The organism is Mycobacterium bourgelatii (assembly GCF_010723575.1).
Taxonomy (GTDB): Bacteria; Actinomycetota; Actinomycetes; order Mycobacteriales; family Mycobacteriaceae; genus Mycobacterium; species Mycobacterium bourgelatii.
This window is the reverse complement of the sequence record NZ_BLKZ01000001.1, coordinates 3,250,279-3,272,156: the sequence shown is the minus strand read 5'-3', so window position 1 is coordinate 3,272,156 and position 21,878 is coordinate 3,250,279. Positions and strand designations below refer to the sequence as shown.

Sequence of the window (21,878 nt, the reverse complement as noted above, 5' to 3'; positions counted from 1 at the left end):
TCAAAAGTCATGGCGAGTGATCTTGTCGGCGACGTGCCCGAAGCCACGGAACCCACCCAAGCCACCCAAGCCTCGCCGCATCTGCATCGCGCCCTCTCCAATCGCCAGATACAGCTGATAGCCATCGGCGGTGCGATCGGCACCGGTCTGTTCATGGGGTCTGGGCGCACGATCTCGCTGGCTGGCCCGGCGGTGTTGATGGTTTACGGGATCATCGGCATCTTCGTTTTCTTCGTGCTGCGCGCCATGGGCGAGCTGCTGCTGTCGAACCTGAACTACAAGTCCTTCGTCGACTGCGCCGCCGACCTGCTGGGACCCGCCGCGGGCTTCTTCGTGGGGTGGTCGTACTGGTTCGCCTGGGTCGTCACCGGCATCGCGGAAGTCGTTGCGATCACTGGGTATTCGAAATTCTGGTGGCCCGGCCTGCCGCCCTGGGTGCCAGTGGTGGTGACGGTCGCCCTAGTGCTCGCCTTCAACTTGTTCAGCGTCCGCAACTTCGGCGAGATCGAGTTCTGGTTCGCCTTGATCAAGATCGTGGCAATCCTGGGGCTGATCGTCGTGGGTGGATTCCTGGTGGCGACCAGCTTCGTTTCTCCGGATGGTGACCGCGCGACGGTCGCCAACCTCTGGAATGACAACGGTTTCTTTCCAACGGGATTCATGGGCGTGGTCAGTGGGTTTCAGATCGCGTTCTTCGCGTTCGTCGGTGTGGAGCTCGTGGGCACCGCGGCAGCCGAAACCGCCAATCCGCGCCGCACCCTCCCCCGCGCGATCAACGCGGTCCCGGTGCGGGTGGCGATCTTCTACATCGGAGCGCTGCTGGCAATCCTTGCCGTGGTGCCGTGGCGGCGGTTCACCAGCGGGCACTCTCCCTTCGTCACCATGTTCTCCCTCGTCGGGTTCGCAGCGGCGGCGTCGATCGTGAACTTCGTGGTGATCACCTCTGCCGCATCGTCGGCGAACTCGGGCGTATTCTCTACCGGCCGAATGCTTTTCGGCTTGGCCGACGAAGGTAGCGCACCGTCGATCTTCCGCAGGCTCAACCGCGGCGGCGTGCCGGCCCCGGCCCTGTTGGTGACGGCTCCCCTGTTGCTCATCGCGATACCGCTACTTTATGCGGGTGGTTCGGTGATCGGCGCCTTCACCATCATCACGACCGTCTCGTCGCTGCTGTTCATGTTCGTGTGGACGATGATCGTGGTCAGCTACTTCGCTTACCGCCGTCGCCACCCACAGCGTCATGCCGAGTCGGCGTACAAGATGCCCGGCGGCGTGGCGACGTGCTGGGCGGTGCTGGTCTTCTTCGTCTTTGTGCTCTGGACCCTGTTGACCGAACCGGAAACCGCGGTTGCGCTGGCGTGGTTTCCGCTGTGGTTCGCAGCCTTGGGCATCGGGTGGCTGATCGTCCGCCGCCGTCCCGGCCGTGCGGAACGGTACCGCCAATTCCAGGCGGAGATGAACCAGAGTTGGGATCGGTAGCCGCCCGCCCCGGCTGTACTTCTCGCAACGACGTCGCCAACGAGGCGGCGTCACACGCGAAAGGAAGACAATGAACATCGTCCCAGCCGCTGTCGAGCAGCAGATCAACCGCGTCGACCGCCAGTACAGCCTGTGGATCGGGATCAGCCTCGCCGCGACTGCGGCCTGGTCGTTTTTCCGCATCATCTGGACGCTCATCTGGTCTATGAGCTACGGCTGGTTCGTGGGTTCGCTGGCCATCAGCTTCGTGGTGTGGGGTGTGATCGGGACCGTCGCGGCGATCGGGGCCGTCGGCTTCCTCAACCGCTACTTCAAGGGGCCTGGCTCCGAGCGCGTTTGACACCTTGCAAAGCGGGAATCGGTCCGGACCTCAGTGGTCCGGACCGATTCCTTTTGCGGTTCCGCGACAAGAGACAATCGGGTGTTCTCGACGCTCACAAGGAGGTGAGTCCGCGATGCCGATGATCGATGTCACGTACGTGCGTGGTTCATTGGATGACCAGGCGATCGGCACATTGGCCGACGAGTTGGTGACGGCATTGCTGCGGGCCGAACGGGCCCCGGACACCCCCTTCATGCGGGACAACACGCTGGTCAATCTGCATGCCCTGGAGCCCGGCGCGCAGCTGGTCGGCGGCCGCGAAGCCGGACAACCGCGGTTTCGGGTCGACCTGACGGTATTCGCGGGCGCCCTGTCCAAAGAGCGCAAGGAGCAGTTGGCCGACGAGGTGCATGCCGCGGTATGCGCGGCGGCGAACATCGACCCTGTCGGTCCGCGCGCCTATCACGTGTGGACGTTGATTCACGAGGTGCCCGAGGGCAATTGGGCGGGGGCGGGCAAAGTCATCTACTACCAGCAGGTGCAAGGTTTGGTTTCCGACGATTCACCAATGAAGGGAGCAACAGATTGACCGGGGCGCAGAACCGCGTAGCGGTGGTGACGGGTGGGGCGTCGGGCATCGGTGCAGCCACCTGCCGCGAACTTGCCGAGCGCGGCCACAAAGTGGGAGTCCTGGATATCGATGGCGAGGCCGCGCGGCGGGTCACCGCAGAGTTGGAGTCGGGCGGCGCCGCCGCGCTGGGCGTCGAAGTCGACGTCACCGACCGGGCGGCCGTGGAAGCCGCGTTCGCGGAGGTGCGAATGGTGTTGGGGCCGATCGCGGTGTTGGTGACCAGCGCCGGCAAGGCGAGCTTTTGTCGGTTCACCGAGATCACCGTCGAGTCCTGGCTGAGAATCGTCGACATCAATCTGCACGGCACCTTTCACTGCTGCCAGGTGGCGCTGCCGGACATGATCGAGGCGGGCTGGGGACGCATTGTGACCATCTCGTCCTCCAGCGCGCAACGCGGATCGCCGCGGATGGCGCACTACGCGGCCTCGAAGGGGGCGGTCATCACGTTGACGAAATCGCTAGCCAGCGAGTACGCGTCGCACGGAATCACGGTCAACAGCGTGCCACCCTCCAGCATCGACACACCCATGTCGCGCCAGTCGCAGGCGGAGGGCAAGTTGGGTTCGCCCGAGCAGTTGGCCAAGCTAATCCCGATGGGCCACATGGGTTCTCCCGAAGACATCGCCGCGGCGGTCGGTTTCCTGTGTTCGGAGGAGGCCGGCTTCATCACTGGACAGGTGCTCGGGGTCAACGGTGGAGCGGTGATGTGACCAGCCGGCATCTGGCGTAATGTCACGAAGCCATGGCCGATGAGATCAAATTCGTCGACGCAAACGGGTTGAGGTTCGCCTACCTCGAAGAAGGCTCCGGGCCACTCGTGCTACTGCTGCACGGCTTTCCGGACACCGCCCACTCCTGGGACGACCTCCGGCCGCGGATCGCCGCCAAGGGATACCGGGCGGTGAGCCCGTTCATGCGGGGATACCACCCGAGCGAGGTGCCCGACCGGGATCCCGACCAGGAGACCCTAACCCGCGACCCCCTTGCGCTCATCGAAGCGCTCGGCGCCCAGGACGCCGTCGTTGTCGGGCACGACTGGGGAGCGTCCGCCGCATACGGCGCGGCCGCGCTGGAGCCGCGGCGGGTGACGAAGCTCTTCGTCATCGGCATCCCGCACCCGGCGGCGCTCAAACCGTCGCCGAAGAAGCTGTGGGGCGTGCGGCATTTCGCGGCCTATAAGCTGCCTGGTGCGCCGCAACGGTTCGCGCGCAACGACTTTGCGGCGCTTCCGGCGATCTACCAGCGATGGTCGCCGACGTGGCACCCGGACCCGAGCGAGTTCGATGCCGTTCGACAGAGTTTCGCCAATCCGGCGAGCTTGAATGCCGCGTTTGGCTACTACCGCAAGCTCTCCCCCAATCCTTCGCCGTCACTGAAGGCGCGAATCACCGTGCCGACGGTCGTCTTCGCAGGCCTCGACGACCCGATCGTCACACCCGACGATTACCGCGGCGCCGCCCGCATGTTCGAGAACGAATACACCGTCGAAGAGGTCCCGGGCGGTCACTTCATGCACCGGGAACACCCGGAGGTCTTCGCCAAACGCCTGTTGCCCTATCTCTGACGCACCAACTCGGGATGGAACTTGGCCACCATCCGCCGGATCCCGTCCCGCCAGTCGACAGTACTTGTGGGACCGACGATCTCGTGTAGCCGCGTCACATCGACCGGATTCCCGCGCAGCGCCTGCTCGCTTTCGTCGAATGTCGGCACGTGCCCGATCAGCGTGCCGATATAGGCGCACCATTCCTGGATGCTGACAATCTGGTCCCCCGCCCAGTTGACGGTAATCGCCGGAACCGACGCCGCCTCCAGCAGCTTCGGGAGGGAGGCGATGATGTCGTCCTCGTGGATCGGGTTGTAGCGGGCAGGTCCGCCGGGCGGGACGGGGATCGGGATGCCGCCCAGCATCATCTCCATGTGAAAAAACGGCCAGCCGCCGTTGTCGCCGTAGGGAACGTTGAGGCGCGCGATGGTGGTCGGCACTCCGAGGACCCGGGCCATCGTTCGGGCAACGGTCTCCCCCGCAATCTTGGAAATGGAATAGGTGGGGAACAGAAACTTGTGGTTGTCGCCCAACGCGGCGCGCTCGGTGCGCAGCTCGTCGTCCGGCGGATCGTAGACCGCCGCAGATGAGCAGTGCAGGAACGCTTTTACGCCACGGCAGTGCGCCATGAGTAGGCCAACCGACTCCGCGTTCGCACCGAGGTCCTTGTCCCACCTGCCGCTCTTGGCCACCGCGAGATTGAGCACGTAGTCGAAGTCGGACGGCAGCGCGGTGAAATCACCGGCGGCCAAGTTGACCACTTCGCACCGCACGCCGGCGCTCTCGAGATCCGCCCGGGCTTCGGGGTTGGTGAAGCGGGCGATGCCCCAAACCTCGTTGTCGGCCGCTAACGCTTTGGCGATGGGAGCGGCGACCTGTCCGGTCGCACCGGTGATCAGGATCCTCGACTCACGCATCGGCCGATGGTATGCCGCGGACTTCTGCTCATTTTGCCTACCCGCGTGATATGACCTTCGCATGGCCTCAAGCCCCGCCTTCTGGGTTTGCTGTACGGCACCACAGGAAGGCCCGCGCAGGAGGGTGATTGCCAACGTCGGCAACAACATCTCGGGCCTGTTCTTCCAGGGCACAACCTGACCCTGCCCGGCCGCCCGCCGCTCGGGGCGTCTCCTACGCTTGCGCTGGAGCCCCGTGAAGGAGGGATGTGTGCGGTGGATTGTTGACGCCATGAACGTCATCGGGAGCCGTCCGGACGGATGGTGGAAGGACCGCCACGGCGCGATGGTCGATCTGGTGGATCGGCTCGAGCGTTGGGCATCGGCTGAAGGCGACCCGAAGCACGTCACCGTCGTGCTCGAGCGGCCACCGTCCAAGGCAATCCGCTCGTCTGTGATCGAGATCGCCCATGCCCCTAAAGCCGCCGCCAACTCGGCCGACGATGAGATCGTCCGGTTGGTGCGGCAACTGGTAGAGAACGAAGCGCAACCCGACATTCGCGTCGTGACGTCGGACAAGACGTTGGCCGATCGAGTGCACGCCATGGGTGCATCCGTCTACCGCGCGGAACGCTTCCGCAACCTCATCGATCCGCCCGACACCACCGCGGGAGCGATTGATGGCGATTGACCAGACCGCCCAGACGGCGCCCAACCGGGTCTGCCAACTCGCGGGGATAGGCATCCCCATCATCCAGGCGCCGATGACCTACATCGCCGGAGCGCAACTGGCCGCGGCCGTATCCAACTCCGGCGCACTGGGCATCATCGAGACCACCTCCCAGCAAGGTCGGGCCGACCTGCAACGAGTGCGTGATCTCACCGACCGCCCCGTCGGCGCCAATATCGCGCTACTGTTCAACCGCGACCCAGGCGTCATAGACCTGTTGGTGGCCAACGGCATTCGCTTCGTCACCACTTCGGCCGGCGATCCCAGGCTGTTCACCGCGCGGCTGCACGACGCGGGCATCACCGTTTTTCATGTCGTGGGAACCCTGGCCGCAGCCAAGAAGGCCGTCGATGCCGGGGTGGATGGCCTGGTGGTCGAGGGCGTCGAAGGGGGCGGCTTCAAGAATCGGTTCGGCGCTTCAACCATGGTGCTGCTGCCGTTGGTGGCGGCCCACGTCGACGTTCCGATCGTGTCCGCCGGAGGGATCTGTGATGCCCGGTCCATGGCGGCCGCGTTGGTGCTCGGCGCGGAAGGTGTCCAGATGGGCACCCGACTGCTCGCCTCGGCGGACTCGCCGGTACACGGGAACCTGAAGCAAGCGGTAGTGCGCGCCGACGAGACCTCCACCGTCATGCTTCCGCTCGACGGCAAGCGAATGATGCGGGTGATCCGGACGCCCGCCGCCGACAAGCTCGATGAGTCAGCGTCTTTCGAGGAAGGCGGCGCGGCGTTGCAGCGTGTGCAGCGGCTCTATTTCGACGGCGACATGGACGCCAGCGTCGCGAACACCGGCCAGGTGGCCGGCCGCATCGAAGACCTGCCGCCGGCCGCCGACATCATCCAGCAGATGTGGGCCGGGTGCCGCGAAGTGCTCGGTGACACACTGGCCCGCTTCGAAGGGACACACCCTCCGGCTTAGTGGCTCGGCTCGGTCCTGATGTCGTACTCGATCGATGTGCCCGCCACCTTGGTGATGCGCCGTGTTCACTGGGGCGGGATGCCCGGGGGTGGATACACGCCGCGCAGGATCCACGGGAACCAGTCCACCGCATATTCGACCTCGTCAGTGGCGTCGTAGTGGGGGCTGGGATCGATCGGCACGTTGTCTTGCAGGGCCACCACGGGTGGTGGCCCGGACGTCCCCGGGCGTGGCTCAGGGGGCCGGTCGGATTGACCGTAAACGGCCACCACGACGGTGCGGTCCACGCTGTTTTCCGACCACACCCCGATTTGGTTGTTGGCGCAGTTGGACATGATCGCCATGTACGCGGGGTTGTAATACCACTGGTTGAGGACCTCGATCCCGCTGATCGCCACCGCTGGATTGATCGCCACGGTTTCGGCGACGTTCCCGCGGAAGCCGGCGGCATTGGCGCGGGCTTGCGGCGTGGAGCCGTCAGAACCGACGTCCCCGTCCAGGTTTCGGTTGTTCAGCACGTCCACGGCATGCCATTGCGCGGCCAGTTGCAGCTGCGGGTTGATCTTGATGTCGTTGGTGCAGCCGGCTTGATGCTGAATGGTGAAGACGTTGGCGACGACGCCGTCGTTGAGTCGCTTGTTGTCTGCCTGCGCCGTGGGCGCGGCGAGCGTCACTGTGGCCCCCGTGGCACCCGCGGCGAGGAACGCAGTCAGGGCCAGCGGTCGAGGATGCATGGCGGTCTCCCTTCTATCGACGTGCGGCAGAGTTACGCAATTGCCAGATCAGCGCCGGGCATAGTTCGTTGACGGCTTGGCTGAGCAGATAGGAGGCCTGATATTCGTCGCCGGTATTGAAGTCGGCCTTGATTTCGTCGATCAGCTGGGCATACGTGCGGCCCCGAGACAGGCTGTCGCAGAGGCTATGTCCGTAATCCAGGGCTGCATCGGCATTGGCAAAGTTGTAGCCGGGACGCATGGTGACATTGACCAGGTAGGCCACCACGTCGGCATCCGCACGTGGCATCGCCGTCATCGGCACCACACCGACCAACAGCGCAGCCGCCGCAATGGCCCCGTGAATCATTCTGCACCGCAGCGTCATTGGATCACACCGGGTCGAAATGCGATATCAGCCAACGCCCATCGACCTTGTCGAGGGTGACCCGGACGCTGGAGGCGGTGTTGGTCGGCGGGTCCTGGCCAACGGTGATCGTCTGGTTGACGAAGAGCAGCACAACCGCGTGGCTAGGCGTGGCCGATACCGGCGCGGCGCCCGGCACGGTCGCCACCGCGGAGATCTGCTTCTGTTGCGCGCCGGGTATGACCACGTCGTGTGTCAGTTGCATGTAGGCATTCAGGAAGGTGCCGGTGAGCCTGCCGCGCGCGGACTCGAGGTCCTTCACCACGGTCTCGGGGCGGTAGGACAGCAGGGCGATGGTGCCTTCGGTGGCCGCCCGCATGGCTTCGGTCCCTACGACTTCGGTTTCGCGGACGGAGGTGTCCTGCCATTTCAAGACTCCGGCAGCAGCGGCCGCGAACAGGGCCAGCGCCGGCAGCAGCCCATAGACAATCACCCTCTTCATTGCACGAACCCCACGTGGGACATCTTGACCTGGTCGCCGACCCTCTCGACGGTGATCCGCATGCGCCAGACCCGCGGAATCGGGTCGTCTTCACCGTCATTCGACGTCCGCACGGATACGGCCACCAGGGCTTGGGCTGTGTCACCGGTCTGCGACTCGAGTCCGGATTCGGAGATCGCGCCGACAGTCGTGGCCTTGGCCTGCTGCAGCACTTCGATGAATGGCGTTGACCGAGCAGCGAATTCGTTGTAGAAGTCGCCCGTCGCGCCGTCCAGAACGCGGCGGACGTCGGCGTCGGCATGTCGCCAGTCGATGGTGGTCAGGTTGAGCGCGCCCTGCCGGGCGGCCTGCAGAAACTCACTGCGCTGGGCCTGCGCCTGGTGGGCCTGCTCAACCCGAAAGCCCAGCCAACCCAACAACATCGCCATCACGATCACGACGGCGAGACCGAATGGAAGCGCCCGCCGCGGCGGCGCGGTGGTCAGCTGCCCGGGGGCAGCAGCATCGTTTGCCATGTCTTGTCCTTCGGGGCGGGTTGGGCCAGGTCGGCCTGGGTATACCGGTGGCCGTCGGGCCCGACGTAGGTGCCGGTGGCGGGGTCGTACGGGGTGACGGCGATGGGCGGCGGTGATCCGGGCGGCAAATGCGGGACATCCTGACCGGTCAGGGTGGCGTTGGGATCGCCCTTCCAATTGAAGCCGTCGTTGAGCGGCACAAAATTTTCATCGCTCTCGCACAACTTGACCGTGGGTGCCCGCTTGCCCGGTACCGTTTCGCACGGAATATTGCGTGCACCACGGACATTCAGCATCGAGTCCTGCGGCACCCGACAATACAGATCGCCGGGCGGGCGGGCCGGCGCGTCCTCGAACGTGGCCGTGCGCTGCTGCTGTGCCGGCAGGAATCCGGTGGAGCAGGGTGGCGGCAAGTTGAGATTCAGGTTGAAGCTCAGGTACTGACCCCGATACGGCTGCTTGGTGTTCAGGTTGGCCACGATGCCGGCTTGGTCGGCCGCGACGGCCATCGGAAACACCACGAGTATCTGCTCGATGTCGTTCTGATAGGTGAGGGCGACCTGTCCGACGCTGACAAGGTTGGCCAGCAGGATCGGCAAGGTGGGTTGCAGTCGTTCGATCAGTTGGGTCGTCTCACCTAACGCCGGCGGGCCATTGACGATGACGCCGGCGAGGGCATCGTCGTGGGTTTGCAACTCCCGGGTCACCGTGGCCAATTGCGCCGCCCACGCCCTGATCGCATCCGAGGTGTGATTCTGCGTATCGAGTACCGCCGGTGTGCGGTCGATCAGTGCCAGCAGTGGGTCGAGGTTCGTCCGCGCGTCGATCGCCAGGGTCGAGGTACCCGTGACCAGTCGCGACAGCTCCGGGCCGAGTCCGCCTACCGCGGTGTAGGCCTCGTCGACCACGGTCTGCAGGTTGTCGTGCGGAATCGCTTCTAGCGCCGTGTTCGTCGCGCTGAGCAACTCGTTGATGTCCGGCGGAACGGATGTGTCGGCCACCCTGATCGTGTCGCCGTCCTTCAGGGGTGGCGATGTGGCGTTGCGGGGCAACAACTCTATGTAGGTTTCCCCGATCGCGGTCTGACTGTGCACCTCTGCCTTGAGGTCCGAGGGGATGTCGATACCCGACTTGAGCGAAAGGACCGCCTCGACGCCGGTTCGGGTGAGCCGCACCGAATCCACCCGACCCACTTCGAAGCCGCGGTAGGTGACGTTGCTGGTGTCATAGAGCCCACCGCTTTCCGGCAACTCCACCGTCACCGTGTATCGGCCGACGCCGAACAGCATGGCCGGCAGCTTGACGAAGTGCAGGAAGGTGACGGCCAGCACGCCCACGGCGATGACGGTAAAGACGGTCAGCTGCAGCATGACTCGACGGGGTAGGTGCAGCATCAGGGTCCCTGGTCGAAGTGGTAGACGGAGGTCAACGGGTTGCCGGGTGTGCCTCGATAGCCTGCGGTGCAAGGGCTGGGGAACTGGCCGATGGTGCGACCCCACTGCAGCTCGAGCTGGGTCAGATGACATTCCCACCGAGTCCCGGTGAACAGGCCCTGGTCGATGCGGCTGAGTGTGAGATCGACGATCGCGGTCAGGTTGGCGTAGTCGCCGCGCTGGAAGTTCTGGAACGTCTCGTTCGGGAAGGGGAACGTGAGCAGGAGCGACAACGCTCGGGTCATGGCGGGCCCGGCATTGGCCAGTGACTCCAGCACCGGCCCGAGTTGGGTCAACTCCTGGACCAGGTTCGTCTTGCTCTTGTTGACCGAATCCACCGTCAGCGCAGTGAATTTGCTCAGCTGATCCGCCGCTTCGACCAGCTTGTCCCGCTCGTCGTTAAGCACCCCGAGTGCATCCGGGATGGTCGCGAGGGCCTGATCCAGGACCGGCTGTTGCGCGGCGAACTTGCCGACCAGACGGTTCAGGCTGTCCGCGGCGGCGATGATGTCTTCGGACTGGTCGTTGAGGTATGCGGTGAAGGTGTCCAATTGCCCGATCAGGCCGCGCAGGTCCTGCTCCCGACCACGAAACGCGGTGCTCAACGCTTCGGTGATGTCCTGCATCTGGCCCAGTCCCCCGCCATTGAGCACCAACGACAGCGCCGCCAGGGTCTGCTCGGTACTCGGGTAGGCGCTCCCGCGGGACAGCGGAATCACCGAGCCGTCACGCAACTTCCCCTGCGGCTCTTCGCCTTTAGGAGGCAAACCCAGTTCGATGTGGTAAGAGCCGAGCAGACTCGTCGTGCCGATCTTGGCGGTCGCGTTCGCGGGCAGGTCGACCTCACCGTTGAGTCGCATGCTCACCAGCGCGTGCCAACCCTGACGTTCGATCTTCGTCACATGGCCCACCGTCACGTCGGCGTATCGGACTCGCGAATTCTGTTGAATGTTGTTGACATCGGGCATCTGCGCCTGGATCACGTAGGACCCCGGACCGTTACCCTCCGTGCCCGGCAGTGGTAGTGAATTCAGGCCGCGCCAGCCACAACTGGACGTTGCGGATACCACCACGACGAGCATGAGGCCCGCCGCCGCGCGGCGCCACGGGATGCGCATCAGCCACCTCCCGGCGGAAGCATCAGGCCCTCTAGTCCGGCTGCGGGGTCGGTTTGGACGGGTGGTACGAAATCGGGCCGCATCCACTCTTCGCTGTAGGTGATCTCGTTGGGCCGGGCCTGCGCCCCGACGAAGAGGTTCTCCCCCAGCGGCGGGAAGTTGTACTGGCGGTTCTTCACGATCGGCGCCATGTACTGCACGCATAGTTTCGCGGCTTCCTCGCCGCCCAACCGGGAGGCGGCCTGAATCGCGCCGCACAGGAAAGCCAGCGGGTTGGCCATGTTGTTGCCCGCCAGCGCACCGGTAAGCGAACCGTTGGCAGGCTCGTAGATGTTGTTGAAGTTCTGCAAGACCGTCGGGCTGATGTGCAGCGTCTGTTTGATGTCGTCCAGGCTTCCGACCAGTGTGTTGGTGATCGAGGTGAGCTTGTCCGTTGCGGTGCCGATCGTTTCGCGGTTGTCGGCGACGAAGCTCTGCACATCGGCCACCACCGCGTTGAGGTCCTCGGCCGCGCGAGCGACCTTGTCCGGATCGTCGGCCAGTAACGATGACACCGAGGCCAGGTTGTGGTTCAGCTGCTCGAGCAGGTCGGCGCTGTCGTGCAGCGCTGTGACCAACGTAGACAGATTTTTCACGGTGGCGAAAATGTCGTCGCTGTGGTCACCAAGCGCCGAAACCGCCTGCGACAGTTTGATGATGGTGTCACGGATGGTGGCACCCTGCCCGCGCAAGTTGGCCGCGGCGGTGTTGACCAGTGCGCCCAGCGTGCTGACGCCACCAGGCTGGGTGGGCTTGAGTAATTCGGTCAGGCGCTGCAATTGAGTCCGCAAATCGTCCCACTCGACCGGAACCGCGGTGCGCTCCAGCGGGATGACCGCGCCGTCGGCCATGGTGGGCCCGCCGCTGTACGGCGGCGTCAGCTGGATTGCCCGGCCCGTCACCAGTTGCGGGGACAGGATCGCGGCCTTGACGTCGGCGGGCACCTTGTATCGGTGATCGACCGAGAAGGAAATCTTGGAACGCAGCGGTTCCGGTTCGATCTTGAGGATCTTGCCCACCGGCACACCGCGGATGCGAACGTCATCTCCGGCGAAAACCCCGGTGCTCCTTTCGAAGTAGGCGACCACGACAATGCGGTCCGATTCCCCCGCTGTCCGCATGGCGACAATCACCCCCGCAACGAACACCAGGGCGAGCGTTGTCGCCAGTACCGAGCGGAGACGCCGCAACTTCTGAGACATCCGGGTCACGACGGACCTCCGGGCAGCTGCGCGGGCTGTTGCGCGGGCGGCCCGGGCGGGGGGCCACCCGGCGGTGGGGCCGGCGGCTCTTGCCGATACGGATAACGCGGATCGTCCGGATTGCCGGTAATGGCATCCGGCAGGTTCAATCGCGGCTGACCGCCCTGCCCGGTCCGGGGGTAGGGAATCGGAAGCGGCGGGGTACCGGGTTGGCCGGTCGGCGGGTCCGACAGCTGCGACGGTAGCAAAGTGGCCGGATCCAAGCCGAGGTCGGAGAAGGCGGCGCTGATGAACGGCTGCACGAACTGACCCGGCAACAGGTTCACCACGTATGCCTTGAAGAAGGGACCGGAGGACAGCGATTCGCCCAGCGACATGACGTACCCGTTGAGCAGCGGGATGGCCTGCTGGATACGGTCTTTGCGGCTTTCGACGATGGCCAGCACACTGTTGAGCTTGTCCAGCGTGGGCCGCAGCTGCTCTCGGTTCTCGGCGACGAAGCCCTGTAACTGGCGGGACGCCGCCGAGATGTTGTGCCAGATCTGGTCCAGTGCGGCGCTCTGCGTTCGCAATTGCGCCAGCAGCGCGTTGGTGTCGCGCACCAGGCTGATGATCTCGTCGGTGCGCTTGGACAACACCCCGGTCGCTTTGGCCGCGTTGTCGAGCAGGTGCCGCAGTTGGCTGTCGCGTTCGTCGAGGGTCTGTGCGAGCCGGGCGACGCCCTTCATCGCATTCTGGAAGTTCGCGGGTGTATCGGCGAACGTCTGCGCCAGGGTGCCCAGCGATTCCGACAGCCGGTCGGTGTTCAATCCGCTGATCGTGGTGGCCAAATCGCCCAGCGCGTCAGGCAGTTGATACGGAGATGTGGTTCGCTCGATCGGTATGGGGCCGGCCAGTTCGCCCTCTCCCCTGGGCAGGACGTCGAGAAATTTGCTGCCCAGCAGGCCTTTGGTCTTGATCGCCACCTCGGTGCGGTCGCCCAACCGAATGTCCTTGGCAACGTTGAACCTAACCAGGACGCCGGGTCCGTCGAGTTCGATGCTGGACACCTTTCCGACCGGATAGCCCGAGACTTCGACGGTGTTGTCGGTGCGCAGGCCTCCGGCGTCGGCGAAGTAGGCGGAGACGGTCTTGCCGCGATGCAGGAAGGGCAGGTTCTGGTATTGCAGTGCGCCCGCCACCGCGGCGCCGACCAGCACGATGCCGACGGCGCCGACGACCAGTCGGTTGCGTTCGGCGAACGATTTCATTTGGGCGCACACCGCCCCGTGGCCTGCCCGGCCACCTTGATGTACACCGGCTGGCCCCCCTTGCCGTTGACCTTGAGCACGACATCGCACAGATAGAAGGCGAAGAAGTCGCCATACATGCCCTGGCGGTACAGGGCTTGGTACTTCTCGGGCAGCGTGTTGAGGAGGTTGTCCAGGTACTCGTGATCGGCCGCCGCGATCTCCGCCACCCGATCGGTCTCGCGAACCACCGTCGACAACGGTGCCCGGGCCTGCGACATCAGGTCGGCCATGGAGCCCGCGGCCGCGTTCGTGTAGGCCACCGCGTTGGAGATGTCGGCCTTGCGCTCGGCGAGTCCGTGCACAAGTTGCGCCAGGTTGGTCACCGCCTTGTCCAGCCGATCGCTTTGGCTGCCAAGCGAACCCAGCACGACGTTGAGGTTGTCGACCACCTGTCCGATCAGCTGATCCCGATCGGCCAAGGTGTGGGTCACGGCGGCGGCCTGTTGCAAGAACGACGCGATCGTCGGTCCCTGGCCCTGAAACGCCTGCAGCAGTTGCTCGCTCAGCGCATTGACCTGAACTGGGTCCAGCGCACGGAACAGCGGTTTGAAGCCGCCGATCAACGCGTCCAGGTCCAACGCCGGCTTGGTGCGCGCCAACGGAATCGTCTGGCCGGGGTTCAGGCGGGTGAGGCCGCCCGCGCCTTCCTCCAGCGCCAGATAGCGGTCGCCGAACAGGTTGTCGTACCGGATCACCGCCTGGGTGCCCTGCGTGAGAACAACCGAGTCGTCGGCGGTGAACTCCACCCGGACCGTCGCGTCCCGGTTGATCGTGATCTTCTTGACCTTGCCCACCTCGACGCCGGCGATGCGAACCAGCTTGCCCTCCCTGAGATTGGACACGTTGGTGAATTCGGCGTAGTAGGTGTTGCCTTCGCCGAACCGGACCTCCCCGAACACGGCGACCAACATGAAAGCGGTTAGCACGCATACCGTCAGGAAGATGCCGAGGCGCAAGACCACGCCCCGCAGGTTCTCCCTCATGGGTGCTCTCCTATTTGCGCGTCGGGTTCCGCGGGGGTTACCCCGGGCCACAGTGGTATCCCGCCCGGGCCGTAGAGCGGCGCTCCGTACGGCGGGCCTCCGGGATTGGGGCCGACCGCCGGCCCGGGGATGCACTGACGGATGCTGGGCGGCTTGGGTATGGCCCGGGTCACCGGGAAGTAGTCAGCCCAGCACGGATGACCCAGCCCGGGGTTGGGTCGGATGTCGAGTCCGGTCCCCCAGCCGGTGTTGGTGACGAGCTGGCGCACCGGAAAGTTTCTGCTGGCGTCGGGAAGTGAGCCGCAACTCGGCTTTCCGCCGGGACCACCCTTGGCCGCCACGATCGGCAGGTTGTCGGGAAAGACGTAGGGGTCGTTGCCCAACAACAACGCGACATCGAGTTGAAGGGTCCGGCCGTCGGCACCACCCCACGCCGAATAGCCGCCGTTGTCGAGATACCACTTCGCGCCCTGCAGAAAGCAGGTGTACTCAGGAGCGTACTTGTGCAGCAGGTTTGTCGTCGGCTCAAGGATGTTGACGGTTGCGACGAGATTGTCTCGGCTTTGCCCGAGCAGGGTGGTTCCGGAGTTGGCCAGGCCGATCACGTTGAGCAGCAGGGAATCCAGCTCTGTCGCATGGTTCACGACGGTGGTGCTGGTCGTGCTGGCGGCGTTGAGAATCGTCAGGATGTCCTCGGCGGCAGCGTCATACGTATCGCCGAACGTTTGCAACGATTGCCAGTTGTGCCGCATCGTCTCGGTGCGGGCGTTGAGGGCCTGCAGCACCTGATTGAGGTCGGTGGTCGCCTCGCCGATTCGTTCGCCCTGCCCGCGGACGGCGTCGGCCAAGGCGGTCAGCACCGCGTTGAGCTTGAGTGGGTCGATCTTGCCCAGCAGGTCGACGACGTTTTCGAAGACGGTGTTGATCTCGGTGCTGACGTTCTTGGAATGCAGGACGGTACCGGCCGAAAGCCTTGCGGCGCTTGGATCGTGCGGCATCACCAGGTCGACGAACTTGGCGCCGAAGGCGGTGGTGGCGCTGATCCGTGCCTCGACGTTGGCCGGAATGTAGGGGATCTGATCGGGGTCGATCTCCAATTGCAAACGGGCCGTGTTCTTGTCGTTGCCGATTTGGCTGACCCGGCCGACCTGCACCCCGCGCATCATCACCTTGGCGCCGGTGTCCATCACCAGACCGGAGCGGTCCGCGGTCAGCGTCACCGGCACATAGGACCGCAGGGTGCCGTTGAACGAGACCGCCGTTACCAGCACAACCGCGCCGATCACGCCGAGCAGGATCAGCGTCCACCATGCGTCGTGCAGACGGTGTCGTCCCGGCCCGCGTCTCATGTCTCAGCTCGCCAGGTGGAAGTTCGGGGACTGGCCGTAGATCGCCAGCGTCATGATGACGATCGCGATCGATGCGACGACCATCGAGGCCCGCACCGCGCGGCCGACAGCCTCGCCGACACCGGCCGGCCCACCGTGCGCGGTGTACCCGTAGTAGGTACACACCAGCATGATCATGAGCGCGACGATGACGACTTCCAGTGAAGACCAGAGCACATCCGACGGCCGTAGGAAGGTGTTGAAGTAGTGGTCATACACGCCGGATCCCTGGCCATAGATGGCGGTGGTTCCGATGCGTGCTGCCAGATACGCCGTCATGAGTCCGACGCAGAACAGTGGAACGGCAACGATGATTCCGGCCAGCACTCGGGTGCTCGCCAGATAACTGACGCTGCGAATGCCGATCACCTCGAGGGCGTCGATCTCTTCGTTGATCCGCATCGCGCCCAGCTGGGCGGTGGCGCCCGCGCCGACGGTGGCCGCCAGCGCGACCATCACCGTGCCCGGCTGAATTTCGCGGGTATTGAAAAATGCGGAGGCGAAGCCGGTGAGAGCCTCCACGCCCACCGACGCGAACTGGTTGTAGCCCTGCACCGCAACTATTGCACCGGTGGTCATGGCCAAGAAACCGACGATGACGACCGTTCCGCCGATGACCGCCAGAACCCCGGTGCCCAAACCCATTTGCGCGATAACCCGCAGCAGCTCGGTGCGGTAATTCATGACTGCGTCCGGGATGCCGGTCAGGGTGGTGACGTAGAAGCGCATCTGGGAGCCGAGCCGGTTCCATTCGCCGGTAATCGATTTCGTGATCGTCATGACTTCACCTCACGACCCCGCCTCACTGCACCATGAATGGCATGCCGACGGCGGTTACGATGATGTTGATTACGAACAACACGATGAAGGCGAACACCACGGTCTCGTTGACCGCTCTGCCGACGCCGGCCGGACCACCGCCCACCGACATGCCCTTGTAGCAGGCGATCAGCCCGGCCATCAGCCCGAACAGTGTTGCCTTGATCATCGAGATGAAGACGTCGATGGTGTGCGTGAGCGTGGTGAGACCGGTCACCCACGCACCCGCCGAGACATGCATGAGAAAGACGGAGCAGAAGAACGCGCCGATCAGTCCGGTCGCCGTGACGATCGAACTCAAGGCCAATGACACCGTCGTCGCCGCCAGCACCCGGGGGACCGCCAGCGCCTGAATTGGGTTGATACCCATGACCCGTAACGCGTCGAGCTCTTCCCGGATGGTCCGCGCGCCCAGGTCGGCACACATGGCGGTGGCGCCTGCCCCGGCGACCACCAGCACCGTCACGATGGGGGCGCTTTGGTCCACGGTGAAGATCGCGCAGCCCGTGCCGGAGAAATCCGCGGCGCCGATATCGGTGAGCAGGACATTGAACAAGAAGCCCGAAATCACCGCCCACGGGATCGTCATCAATATGCCGGGCAACGTCGACACCCGAGCCACAAACCAGCACTGAAGCAGGTATTCGCGCCACGCGAAGGGCCGCTTGAACATGCACGCGAAGGTGTCCAACGACATTGCGAAGAAGTCGCCCATCGCGCGGACGGGCTTGGCGGCTTGATCGACCACCATCACCATGACGTCGTAGACCTCACGCGGTCCCCCCGGACAGGTCGAAGCGGGCGAGTGACATCCGAGAGGGTACGCGTCGCAAGCCCAACATGTCCATAGACAATACGCCATTTCTGTGCGAACTGATCAGTAAATATCCAAGCTAATGACTACTTGGTGCCGATGATGTACCTTGCTAGTACTGCAGTACGGAGCGTGACCGGCCCCCTCACTCCGGCACCAGCTGAAGCGCCCCCGACGGGCACAGCTTGACCGCGTTGTGCACCCTGCGCTCCAGCTCGGACTGGGGATCGGCCGGCACGTCTTGAGAAGCGAGTACGACGATGCCGTTCTCGTCCTGGTCGAAGAACGCGTCGGCCGTTATCACGCACAGACCGGCCGACATGCAGATGTCGCGATCCGCCTTGACCCTCAGCGAGCGCTTCACCGGTTGAACACCTCCAGGGCGAGTGCGGAATTCGCGAAGTCTCGGAAGTGCAGCCAACGCCCGTCGCGCAGCGAAATGATGTGCGCGAACTCGGATTCCCACTCGTGTCCGGTGGCCAATCGTCGGAACTTCTGCCGACCCCAGGTGGCCAGGTCGTCACCCTGCGCGATGAACTTCCATGGCTCCATTTCGAGGACCTCGACCGTCTGCCCGACCGTCGCGAGAAACTGCAGTGCTTGGTCGATGCCGCGGTAGTCGCCGGCGTAGGGGATCCTCTCGGTGCCGTAGTAGGTGATCCGCACCTCCGGGTCGAGGTGTTGCAGCACGGTGTCGACATCACCGGCCGGCACGGCGGCGTAGATCGCTTTGGTCGCTTCGATGTTGCGCGAAACTAATTGGCTGGTCATGAGAAGTGCAGGGGCAGGCGGACATACGCGTGGGTCAACAGGCTCGCGGTCTGCTTGGTGCCGGGGTCGTCGGTCAACGTGACCGTCTGGTACCGGTCGAGCACCGCGTTGAGCACCGCCATGACCTCGAGGCGGGCCAGCGATGCGCCCAGGCAGAAATGCAGGCCGTGCCCCAGCGAGAGTTGCTGGCGGATGTTGGGCCGGTCGATGTCGAGGCGGCCAGGGTTGGGAAACACTGCGGGATCGCGATTGGCGGCTCCGAAGAAGAGGGCCACCCACTCCCCCTGGCGAATCAACTTTCCGTCGATCTCCACGTCGCGGGTGGCGATGCGGAACAGGCGCTGCGGCGGCCCGTCGAGCCGAAGTGTCTCTTCGACAAAGATATTCAGCAGTGTTCGGTCGGCGCGGACCCGCCGCTGGACTTCCGGTTCCCGGGCCAGCGCGTGCAGCAGGTTGCCGATCAAGAACGTCGTTGTTTCGCTTCCGGCGACCACCAACGTCACGCAGAATCGGACGATTTCTTCGGGGGTGAGCCGCTGCCCGTCGACCTCGGCGCGCAACAGGGCCGAGATGAGATCCTCGGCGTCTTCGATCTCTTCGCTGGTCCCGTCGGTCGCCGTGCGCTCGGCCAGGCGAGCGGTGTGCTCGGCGAGGCGCGTGGCGAAGGCCGTCACCATTTCCTCGTTGCTGGCCATGCGCTCTTCGGGCGTCAACGACGAGGAAAGCATGAACGCGTTGGCCCACCGGCGGAAGCGCACATGGTCACCGTCAGGCAAGCCGAGCAACCGGACCATGGCCCGGGTGGGGATCTCGGCGGCGAATTCCATGACTTCGATGTCGCCGTCCCCCAGGTTGGCGAGAAGCTGCGGGACGAGGTCGTTGAGCCAACCCTCGAGCCGCTTGACCCGGCGCGGAGAGAACGCCTGGCTTACCAGTTTCCGTTCCACCTCGTGGGTGGGCGGGTCGGTGTTGACCAGCATGAGGCTGGGTGCCGAAGAGGCTTCCTGAAGCGGGTCGCGCGATGAGAAGGTGGTGCTGTCCTTGGCTGCCGCCAGCACTTGGTCGTAGCGGAACAGCGCCCACGCGGTGACGGGTTCGTCGGCGCCCGGTACCGTCCCGGGCGGCCAATCCCGGTATCCCGCAACGGGAGAGATTTTGCGGAGTTCGTCGTACAACGGATACGGATTGGCGATGCCCTGGGGGGTGGTCAGAAGTTCGATCGCAGAGGCCGCGGGGAGCGCTGTGGAAGACATGTCGACCAGCCTCTTCCTGCGGCGCCGACAAAGCGATCCCCCGATGGGGAGGACTCCTGCCCCCGTACGAGAGTAATTTCGTTTTTTGGTCGCACCGCGGCCCTTGTGGGAGGACAGTGAGCATCGTGATCAATTCCGTTTCGCTGGGCACGTTGGCAGAGGGAGATCACCCAGGGTGGGCATCGAGTCCAGCCCGGGAAACCGAGGCGGCACGCCGCTACCGTGAAGCGTTCCGCGACTGCGGGGTGGACCCCACCGACGATCCGTTGGCCGTCGTCGCGGAAGCCATCGATTCCAAGGCGACTGCGGTGCGCGGCGCGTTAGAGGCACAGGGTAACGAGGATGCGCTGCTAGCGCTCGACTCGCTGCTGGACCTGTGCTCGCTGGAACGGGAGCTGATCGAAGACGACGCCAAGCGACGCACCTCCGCGCTATTGGCCGTGCAGGAGGGCTTGAGCAAGCTGCGCGCCGTCGACGATGTCGCCACGATCGTCGACCGCGCTCCGCGCGAGATGGTGGAATCGTGTGGCTTCGATCGCGCCGTGCTGTTTCGCGTGCATGAGGGTCGGATGGTCATGGAGTCCGCGTATTTCGGCGACGATGTTGAGGGCGCGGAGAAGATGGTGGCGTTCGCGCAGTCGGTTGCCCCGCCGTTAGACCACATGTTGATCGAGACGCAGATGATCCGCCGGCACGCGCCGGCGATCGTCCGCGACGCGCGCAATGATCCGCGGGTCAACCGGCCCATCGTCGATTTCTCGCTGACCCATTCCTATGTGGCGGCGCCGATCATGCCGACGGGCAAGGTGATTGGGTTTCTGCACGCGGACCGGCTCTATTCGGGGCGCATGGTCGACGAAATCGATCGCGACACGGTATGGGCATTCGCCGAAGGTTTCGGTTACGCCTACGAGCGCACGGTGCTGCTGGAGCGGATGCGCCGCCAGCACGCGGAGGTGCTTCGGGCCCTGGCGTCAGCGGACGAGGCGGCCCGCGCCCTGCAGGATGCGGATCTTGATCTGCGCAAGATCGAGCCCGTCGAGCGCAGTCCCGCGGCACGCTCGCTGGCCGAGGTGCAGACGCGAGTGATGACCATGCTGACCCGGCGCGAGGTCGAGGTGCTGCGGCTGATGGCGGCCGGCCGCACGAATCAGCAGATCGCCGACGAGCTGGTCATTTCGGCGGGGACGGTGAAATCTCACGTCAAGCGGGTGCTGCGCAAGCTGAATGCGACGAATCGCGCCGAGGCCGCCTCGGCGTATGTGCGGCTCGCCAGTGTGCCTGAAATTAGTTGAGGAATTGGGCTTTTGAGTGGGTCGGCGAAGTTTAGGTACTGCGGTGGGGGCTTAGCTCTCGTGCTCATGGCCGGCGGGCTGGTGGCGTTTGCGCCGCCGGCCAGTGCGGGCTGTCAGTACGGCGGCATCTTCATCAGCAAGTGCGACGGACCCATCGAGCCCGACGGGACTTGGCAGCGTTGCGTGGTGTACAGCGGGGTCAGCACCGTCCCCAACTACCGGCCACATGAGACGCACTGCGAACAGATGGGGCCCGACCTACATCCTTGGGGCCTTGCGTTCAACGACCCACCGACGCGCATCGACGACTGACCCGAGCATATGTCCATCGGCGCTACGAAGGCTCGTACCCTGTTAACTTGACAAACAGCACGTAATGGTGCATTTGTGCTGATTGATGTATCTTGAGACTCCGACGATAGTTCAGGAGGGGTCCTTCGCATGACCGATACCAAGGAAGCCAGCGAGAAGCTCGTCCGCGATTTCCTCGGGTCGTGGGAGGGGCGCAACCTGGAAACCATCTGCGGTGGTTTCGCCGACGATGCGGTCTACCACAACGTGCCAGTAGAGCCGATCAAAGGCATCGACGGTATCCGGGCGGTCTTCCGGGGCTTCCTGGAAGCGTTCTCCGACGCCAAGCTAGACATCGTCAGGCTGGCCGCCGAACCGGGCTTGGTGCTCGCCGAGCGCATCGACTACTTCACCATGAACGACGGGCGCAAGGTCGAGCTCCCGGTGACCGGCGTATTTGAAGTCGAGAACGGCAAGATCACCCGCTTCAGCGACTACTTCGACCTCGCCGACTTCGAGAGTCAAAGCGGACTCAAGCTGTAGGGTGCGAGGTCGATGGA

Annotated in this window: 26 protein-coding genes; 10 read left to right on the top strand and 16 right to left on the bottom strand. The window is 64.5% G+C overall.

What is annotated here, in order from left to right; genetic code table 11:
• Nucleotides 1–9 precede the first annotated feature (9 nt).
• From G6N68_RS14180 to G6N68_RS14160, 5 genes are all read left to right on the top strand, one after another.
• Nucleotides 10–1,479 (top strand): amino acid permease, encoded by a 1,470-nt coding sequence (locus G6N68_RS14180; protein WP_163713236.1) that lies wholly within the window; start codon nt 10–12, stop codon nt 1,477–1,479.
• 70 nt (nt 1,480–1,549) lie between these two features.
• On the top strand, nt 1,550–1,819 hold the full coding sequence (locus tag G6N68_RS14175) for a hypothetical protein (RefSeq protein ID WP_163713234.1): 270 nt from the start codon (nt 1,550–1,552) through the stop codon (nt 1,817–1,819).
• 115 nt (nt 1,820–1,934) lie between these two features.
• A complete protein-coding gene (locus G6N68_RS30820) occupies nt 1,935–2,390 on the top strand; it encodes a tautomerase family protein (protein WP_163713229.1) in 456 nt (151 codons plus the stop codon).
• Entirely contained in the window at nt 2,387–3,142 is a 756-nt protein-coding gene (locus tag G6N68_RS14165; RefSeq protein WP_163713227.1) for an SDR family NAD(P)-dependent oxidoreductase, read from the top strand. The genes G6N68_RS30820 and G6N68_RS14165 overlap by 4 nt, the downstream gene beginning before the upstream one ends.
• Before the next feature lie 32 nt (nt 3,143–3,174).
• Entirely contained in the window at nt 3,175–3,996 is an 822-nt protein-coding gene (locus G6N68_RS14160) for an alpha/beta fold hydrolase (RefSeq protein ID WP_163713225.1), read from the top strand.
• Here G6N68_RS14160 and G6N68_RS14155 read toward each other — a convergent pair.
• Complete coding sequence (locus G6N68_RS14155) at nt 3,987–4,895, bottom strand: NAD-dependent epimerase/dehydratase family protein (RefSeq protein WP_163713222.1); 909 nt, start codon at nt 4,893–4,895, stop codon at nt 3,987–3,989. The genes G6N68_RS14160 and G6N68_RS14155 overlap by 10 nt on opposite strands.
• Before the next feature lie 250 nt (nt 4,896–5,145).
• On the opposite strand from G6N68_RS14155, the gene G6N68_RS14150 reads away from it, so the two are divergent.
• A complete protein-coding gene (locus G6N68_RS14150) occupies nt 5,146–5,565 on the top strand; it encodes an NYN domain-containing protein (RefSeq protein ID WP_163713220.1) in 420 nt (139 codons plus the stop codon).
• The gene (locus G6N68_RS14145) at nt 5,555–6,523 is read left to right on the top strand and encodes an NAD(P)H-dependent flavin oxidoreductase (RefSeq protein ID WP_163713216.1); all 969 of its coding nucleotides are present in this window, start codon (nt 5,555–5,557) and stop codon (nt 6,521–6,523) included. Before G6N68_RS14150 ends, G6N68_RS14145 begins: the two co-directional genes overlap by 11 nt.
• A 65-nt stretch (nt 6,524–6,588) precedes the next feature.
• Here G6N68_RS14145 and G6N68_RS14140 read toward each other — a convergent pair whose 3' ends face one another.
• From G6N68_RS14140 to G6N68_RS14070, 15 genes are all read right to left on the bottom strand, one after another.
• Complete coding sequence (locus G6N68_RS14140) at nt 6,589–7,257, bottom strand: CAP domain-containing protein (RefSeq protein ID WP_240355465.1); 669 nt, start codon at nt 7,255–7,257, stop codon at nt 6,589–6,591.
• Nucleotides 7,258–7,270: 13 nt separating this feature from the next.
• Entirely contained in the window at nt 7,271–7,606 is a 336-nt protein-coding gene (locus tag G6N68_RS14135) for a DUF732 domain-containing protein (protein ID WP_371871578.1), read from the bottom strand.
• A 22-nt stretch (nt 7,607–7,628) separates the two neighbouring features.
• Entirely contained in the window at nt 7,629–8,105 is a 477-nt protein-coding gene (locus G6N68_RS14130; protein ID WP_163713208.1) for a hypothetical protein, read from the bottom strand.
• Entirely contained in the window at nt 8,102–8,620 is a 519-nt protein-coding gene (locus G6N68_RS14125; protein ID WP_240355464.1) for an Rv1363c family protein, read from the bottom strand. The genes G6N68_RS14130 and G6N68_RS14125 overlap by 4 nt, the downstream gene beginning before the upstream one ends.
• The gene (locus tag G6N68_RS14120; RefSeq protein ID WP_163713206.1) at nt 8,587–10,014 is read right to left on the bottom strand and encodes an MCE family protein; all 1,428 of its coding nucleotides are present in this window, start codon (nt 10,012–10,014) and stop codon (nt 8,587–8,589) included. Before G6N68_RS14120 ends, G6N68_RS14125 begins: the two co-directional genes overlap by 34 nt.
• Nucleotides 10,014–11,171: a virulence factor Mce family protein gene (locus G6N68_RS14115; RefSeq protein ID WP_163713203.1), complete on the bottom strand. Its 1,158-nt coding sequence runs from the start codon at nt 11,169–11,171 to the stop codon at nt 10,014–10,016. The genes G6N68_RS14120 and G6N68_RS14115 overlap by 1 nt, the downstream gene beginning before the upstream one ends.
• Complete coding sequence (locus G6N68_RS14110) at nt 11,171–12,412, bottom strand: virulence factor Mce family protein (RefSeq protein WP_163718577.1); 1,242 nt, start codon at nt 12,410–12,412, stop codon at nt 11,171–11,173. Before G6N68_RS14110 ends, G6N68_RS14115 begins: the two co-directional genes overlap by 1 nt.
• A gap of 5 nt (nt 12,413–12,417) precedes the next feature.
• Entirely contained in the window at nt 12,418–13,662 is a 1,245-nt protein-coding gene (locus G6N68_RS14105; protein ID WP_163713200.1) for a virulence factor Mce family protein, read from the bottom strand.
• On the bottom strand, nt 13,659–14,687 hold the full coding sequence (locus tag G6N68_RS14100) for a virulence factor Mce family protein (RefSeq protein WP_163713197.1): 1,029 nt from the start codon (nt 14,685–14,687) through the stop codon (nt 13,659–13,661). Before G6N68_RS14100 ends, G6N68_RS14105 begins: the two co-directional genes overlap by 4 nt.
• Nucleotides 14,684–16,036: an MCE family protein gene (locus G6N68_RS14095; RefSeq protein WP_163713194.1), complete on the bottom strand. Its 1,353-nt coding sequence runs from the start codon at nt 16,034–16,036 to the stop codon at nt 14,684–14,686. The genes G6N68_RS14100 and G6N68_RS14095 overlap by 4 nt, the downstream gene beginning before the upstream one ends.
• A 3-nt stretch (nt 16,037–16,039) precedes the next feature.
• Nucleotides 16,040–16,855 (bottom strand): ABC transporter permease, encoded by an 816-nt coding sequence (locus G6N68_RS14090; protein ID WP_163713191.1) that lies wholly within the window; start codon nt 16,853–16,855, stop codon nt 16,040–16,042.
• Nucleotides 16,856–16,877: 22 nt separating this feature from the next.
• Nucleotides 16,878–17,651, bottom strand: coding sequence for an MlaE family ABC transporter permease (locus G6N68_RS14085; protein WP_163713188.1), 774 nt, complete (start codon nt 17,649–17,651; stop codon nt 16,878–16,880).
• Nucleotides 17,652–17,853: 202 nt separating this feature from the next.
• Entirely contained in the window at nt 17,854–18,060 is a 207-nt protein-coding gene (locus G6N68_RS14080; protein WP_163718575.1) for a ferredoxin, read from the bottom strand.
• Between the two features lie 8 nt (nt 18,061–18,068).
• The gene (locus tag G6N68_RS14075; RefSeq protein WP_163713184.1) at nt 18,069–18,479 is read right to left on the bottom strand and encodes a nuclear transport factor 2 family protein; all 411 of its coding nucleotides are present in this window, start codon (nt 18,477–18,479) and stop codon (nt 18,069–18,071) included.
• Nucleotides 18,476–19,732: a cytochrome P450 gene (locus G6N68_RS14070; protein ID WP_163713181.1), complete on the bottom strand. Its 1,257-nt coding sequence runs from the start codon at nt 19,730–19,732 to the stop codon at nt 18,476–18,478. The genes G6N68_RS14075 and G6N68_RS14070 overlap by 4 nt, the downstream gene beginning before the upstream one ends.
• 116 nt (nt 19,733–19,848) lie before the next feature.
• Here G6N68_RS14070 and G6N68_RS14065 point away from each other — a divergent pair, with 116 nt between their 5' ends.
• The 3 genes from G6N68_RS14065 (at nt 19,849) to G6N68_RS14055 (ending at nt 21,861) form a co-directional block, all read left to right on the top strand.
• Nucleotides 19,849–21,027, top strand: coding sequence for a LuxR C-terminal-related transcriptional regulator (locus tag G6N68_RS14065; protein WP_163713178.1), 1,179 nt, complete (start codon nt 19,849–19,851; stop codon nt 21,025–21,027).
• 66 nt (nt 21,028–21,093) lie between these two features.
• On the top strand, nt 21,094–21,339 hold the full coding sequence (locus G6N68_RS14060) for a CDGP domain-containing protein (protein WP_163713175.1): 246 nt from the start codon (nt 21,094–21,096) through the stop codon (nt 21,337–21,339).
• A gap of 129 nt (nt 21,340–21,468) precedes the next feature.
• Nucleotides 21,469–21,861 carry a limonene-1,2-epoxide hydrolase family protein gene (locus G6N68_RS14055; protein ID WP_163713172.1) on the top strand — a complete coding sequence of 131 codons (393 nt, stop codon included), beginning with the start codon at nt 21,469–21,471 and terminating at the stop codon, nt 21,859–21,861.
• Nucleotides 21,862–21,878: the final 17 nt, after the last annotated feature.

What these genes read in the sequence shown, in the direction of transcription:
- G6N68_RS14180 (WP_163713236.1), top strand. Translation starts at nt 10, where the DNA reads ATGGCGAGTGATCTTGTCGGCGACGTGCCCGAAGCCACGGAACCCACC.
- G6N68_RS14175 (WP_163713234.1), top strand. Translation starts at nt 1,550, where the DNA reads ATGAACATCGTCCCAGCCGCTGTCGAGCAGCAGATCAACCGCGTCGAC.
- G6N68_RS30820 (WP_163713229.1), top strand. Translation starts at nt 1,935, where the DNA reads ATGCCGATGATCGATGTCACGTACGTGCGTGGTTCATTGGATGACCAG.
- G6N68_RS14160 (WP_163713225.1), top strand. Translation starts at nt 3,175, where the DNA reads ATGGCCGATGAGATCAAATTCGTCGACGCAAACGGGTTGAGGTTCGCC.
- G6N68_RS14155 (WP_163713222.1), bottom strand. Translation starts at nt 4,895, where the DNA reads ATGCGTGAGTCGAGGATCCTGATCACCGGTGCGACCGGACAGGTCGCC.
- G6N68_RS14145 (WP_163713216.1), top strand. Translation starts at nt 5,555, where the DNA reads ATGGCGATTGACCAGACCGCCCAGACGGCGCCCAACCGGGTCTGCCAA.
- G6N68_RS14140 (WP_240355465.1), bottom strand. Translation starts at nt 7,257, where the DNA reads ATGCATCCTCGACCGCTGGCCCTGACTGCGTTCCTCGCCGCGGGTGCC.
- G6N68_RS14135 (WP_371871578.1), bottom strand. Translation starts at nt 7,606, where the DNA reads ATGATTCACGGGGCCATTGCGGCGGCTGCGCTGTTGGTCGGTGTGGTG.
- G6N68_RS14130 (WP_163713208.1), bottom strand. Translation starts at nt 8,105, where the DNA reads ATGAAGAGGGTGATTGTCTATGGGCTGCTGCCGGCGCTGGCCCTGTTC.
- G6N68_RS14125 (WP_240355464.1), bottom strand. Translation starts at nt 8,620, where the DNA reads ATGGCAAACGATGCTGCTGCCCCCGGGCAGCTGACCACCGCGCCGCCG.
- G6N68_RS14120 (WP_163713206.1), bottom strand. Translation starts at nt 10,014, where the DNA reads ATGCTGCACCTACCCCGTCGAGTCATGCTGCAGCTGACCGTCTTTACC.
- G6N68_RS14115 (WP_163713203.1), bottom strand. Translation starts at nt 11,171, where the DNA reads ATGCGCATCCCGTGGCGCCGCGCGGCGGCGGGCCTCATGCTCGTCGTG.
- G6N68_RS14110 (WP_163718577.1), bottom strand. Translation starts at nt 12,412, where the DNA reads ATGTCTCAGAAGTTGCGGCGTCTCCGCTCGGTACTGGCGACAACGCTC.
- G6N68_RS14105 (WP_163713200.1), bottom strand. Translation starts at nt 13,662, where the DNA reads ATGAAATCGTTCGCCGAACGCAACCGACTGGTCGTCGGCGCCGTCGGC.
- G6N68_RS14100 (WP_163713197.1), bottom strand. Translation starts at nt 14,687, where the DNA reads ATGAGGGAGAACCTGCGGGGCGTGGTCTTGCGCCTCGGCATCTTCCTG.
- G6N68_RS14095 (WP_163713194.1), bottom strand. Translation starts at nt 16,036, where the DNA reads ATGAGACGCGGGCCGGGACGACACCGTCTGCACGACGCATGGTGGACG.
- G6N68_RS14090 (WP_163713191.1), bottom strand. Translation starts at nt 16,855, where the DNA reads ATGACGATCACGAAATCGATTACCGGCGAATGGAACCGGCTCGGCTCC.
- G6N68_RS14085 (WP_163713188.1), bottom strand. Translation starts at nt 17,651, where the DNA reads ATGGTGATGGTGGTCGATCAAGCCGCCAAGCCCGTCCGCGCGATGGGC.
- G6N68_RS14075 (WP_163713184.1), bottom strand. Translation starts at nt 18,479, where the DNA reads ATGACCAGCCAATTAGTTTCGCGCAACATCGAAGCGACCAAAGCGATC.
- G6N68_RS14070 (WP_163713181.1), bottom strand. Translation starts at nt 19,732, where the DNA reads ATGTCTTCCACAGCGCTCCCCGCGGCCTCTGCGATCGAACTTCTGACC.
- G6N68_RS14060 (WP_163713175.1), top strand. Translation starts at nt 21,094, where the DNA reads ATGGCCGGCGGGCTGGTGGCGTTTGCGCCGCCGGCCAGTGCGGGCTGT.
- G6N68_RS14055 (WP_163713172.1), top strand. Translation starts at nt 21,469, where the DNA reads ATGACCGATACCAAGGAAGCCAGCGAGAAGCTCGTCCGCGATTTCCTC.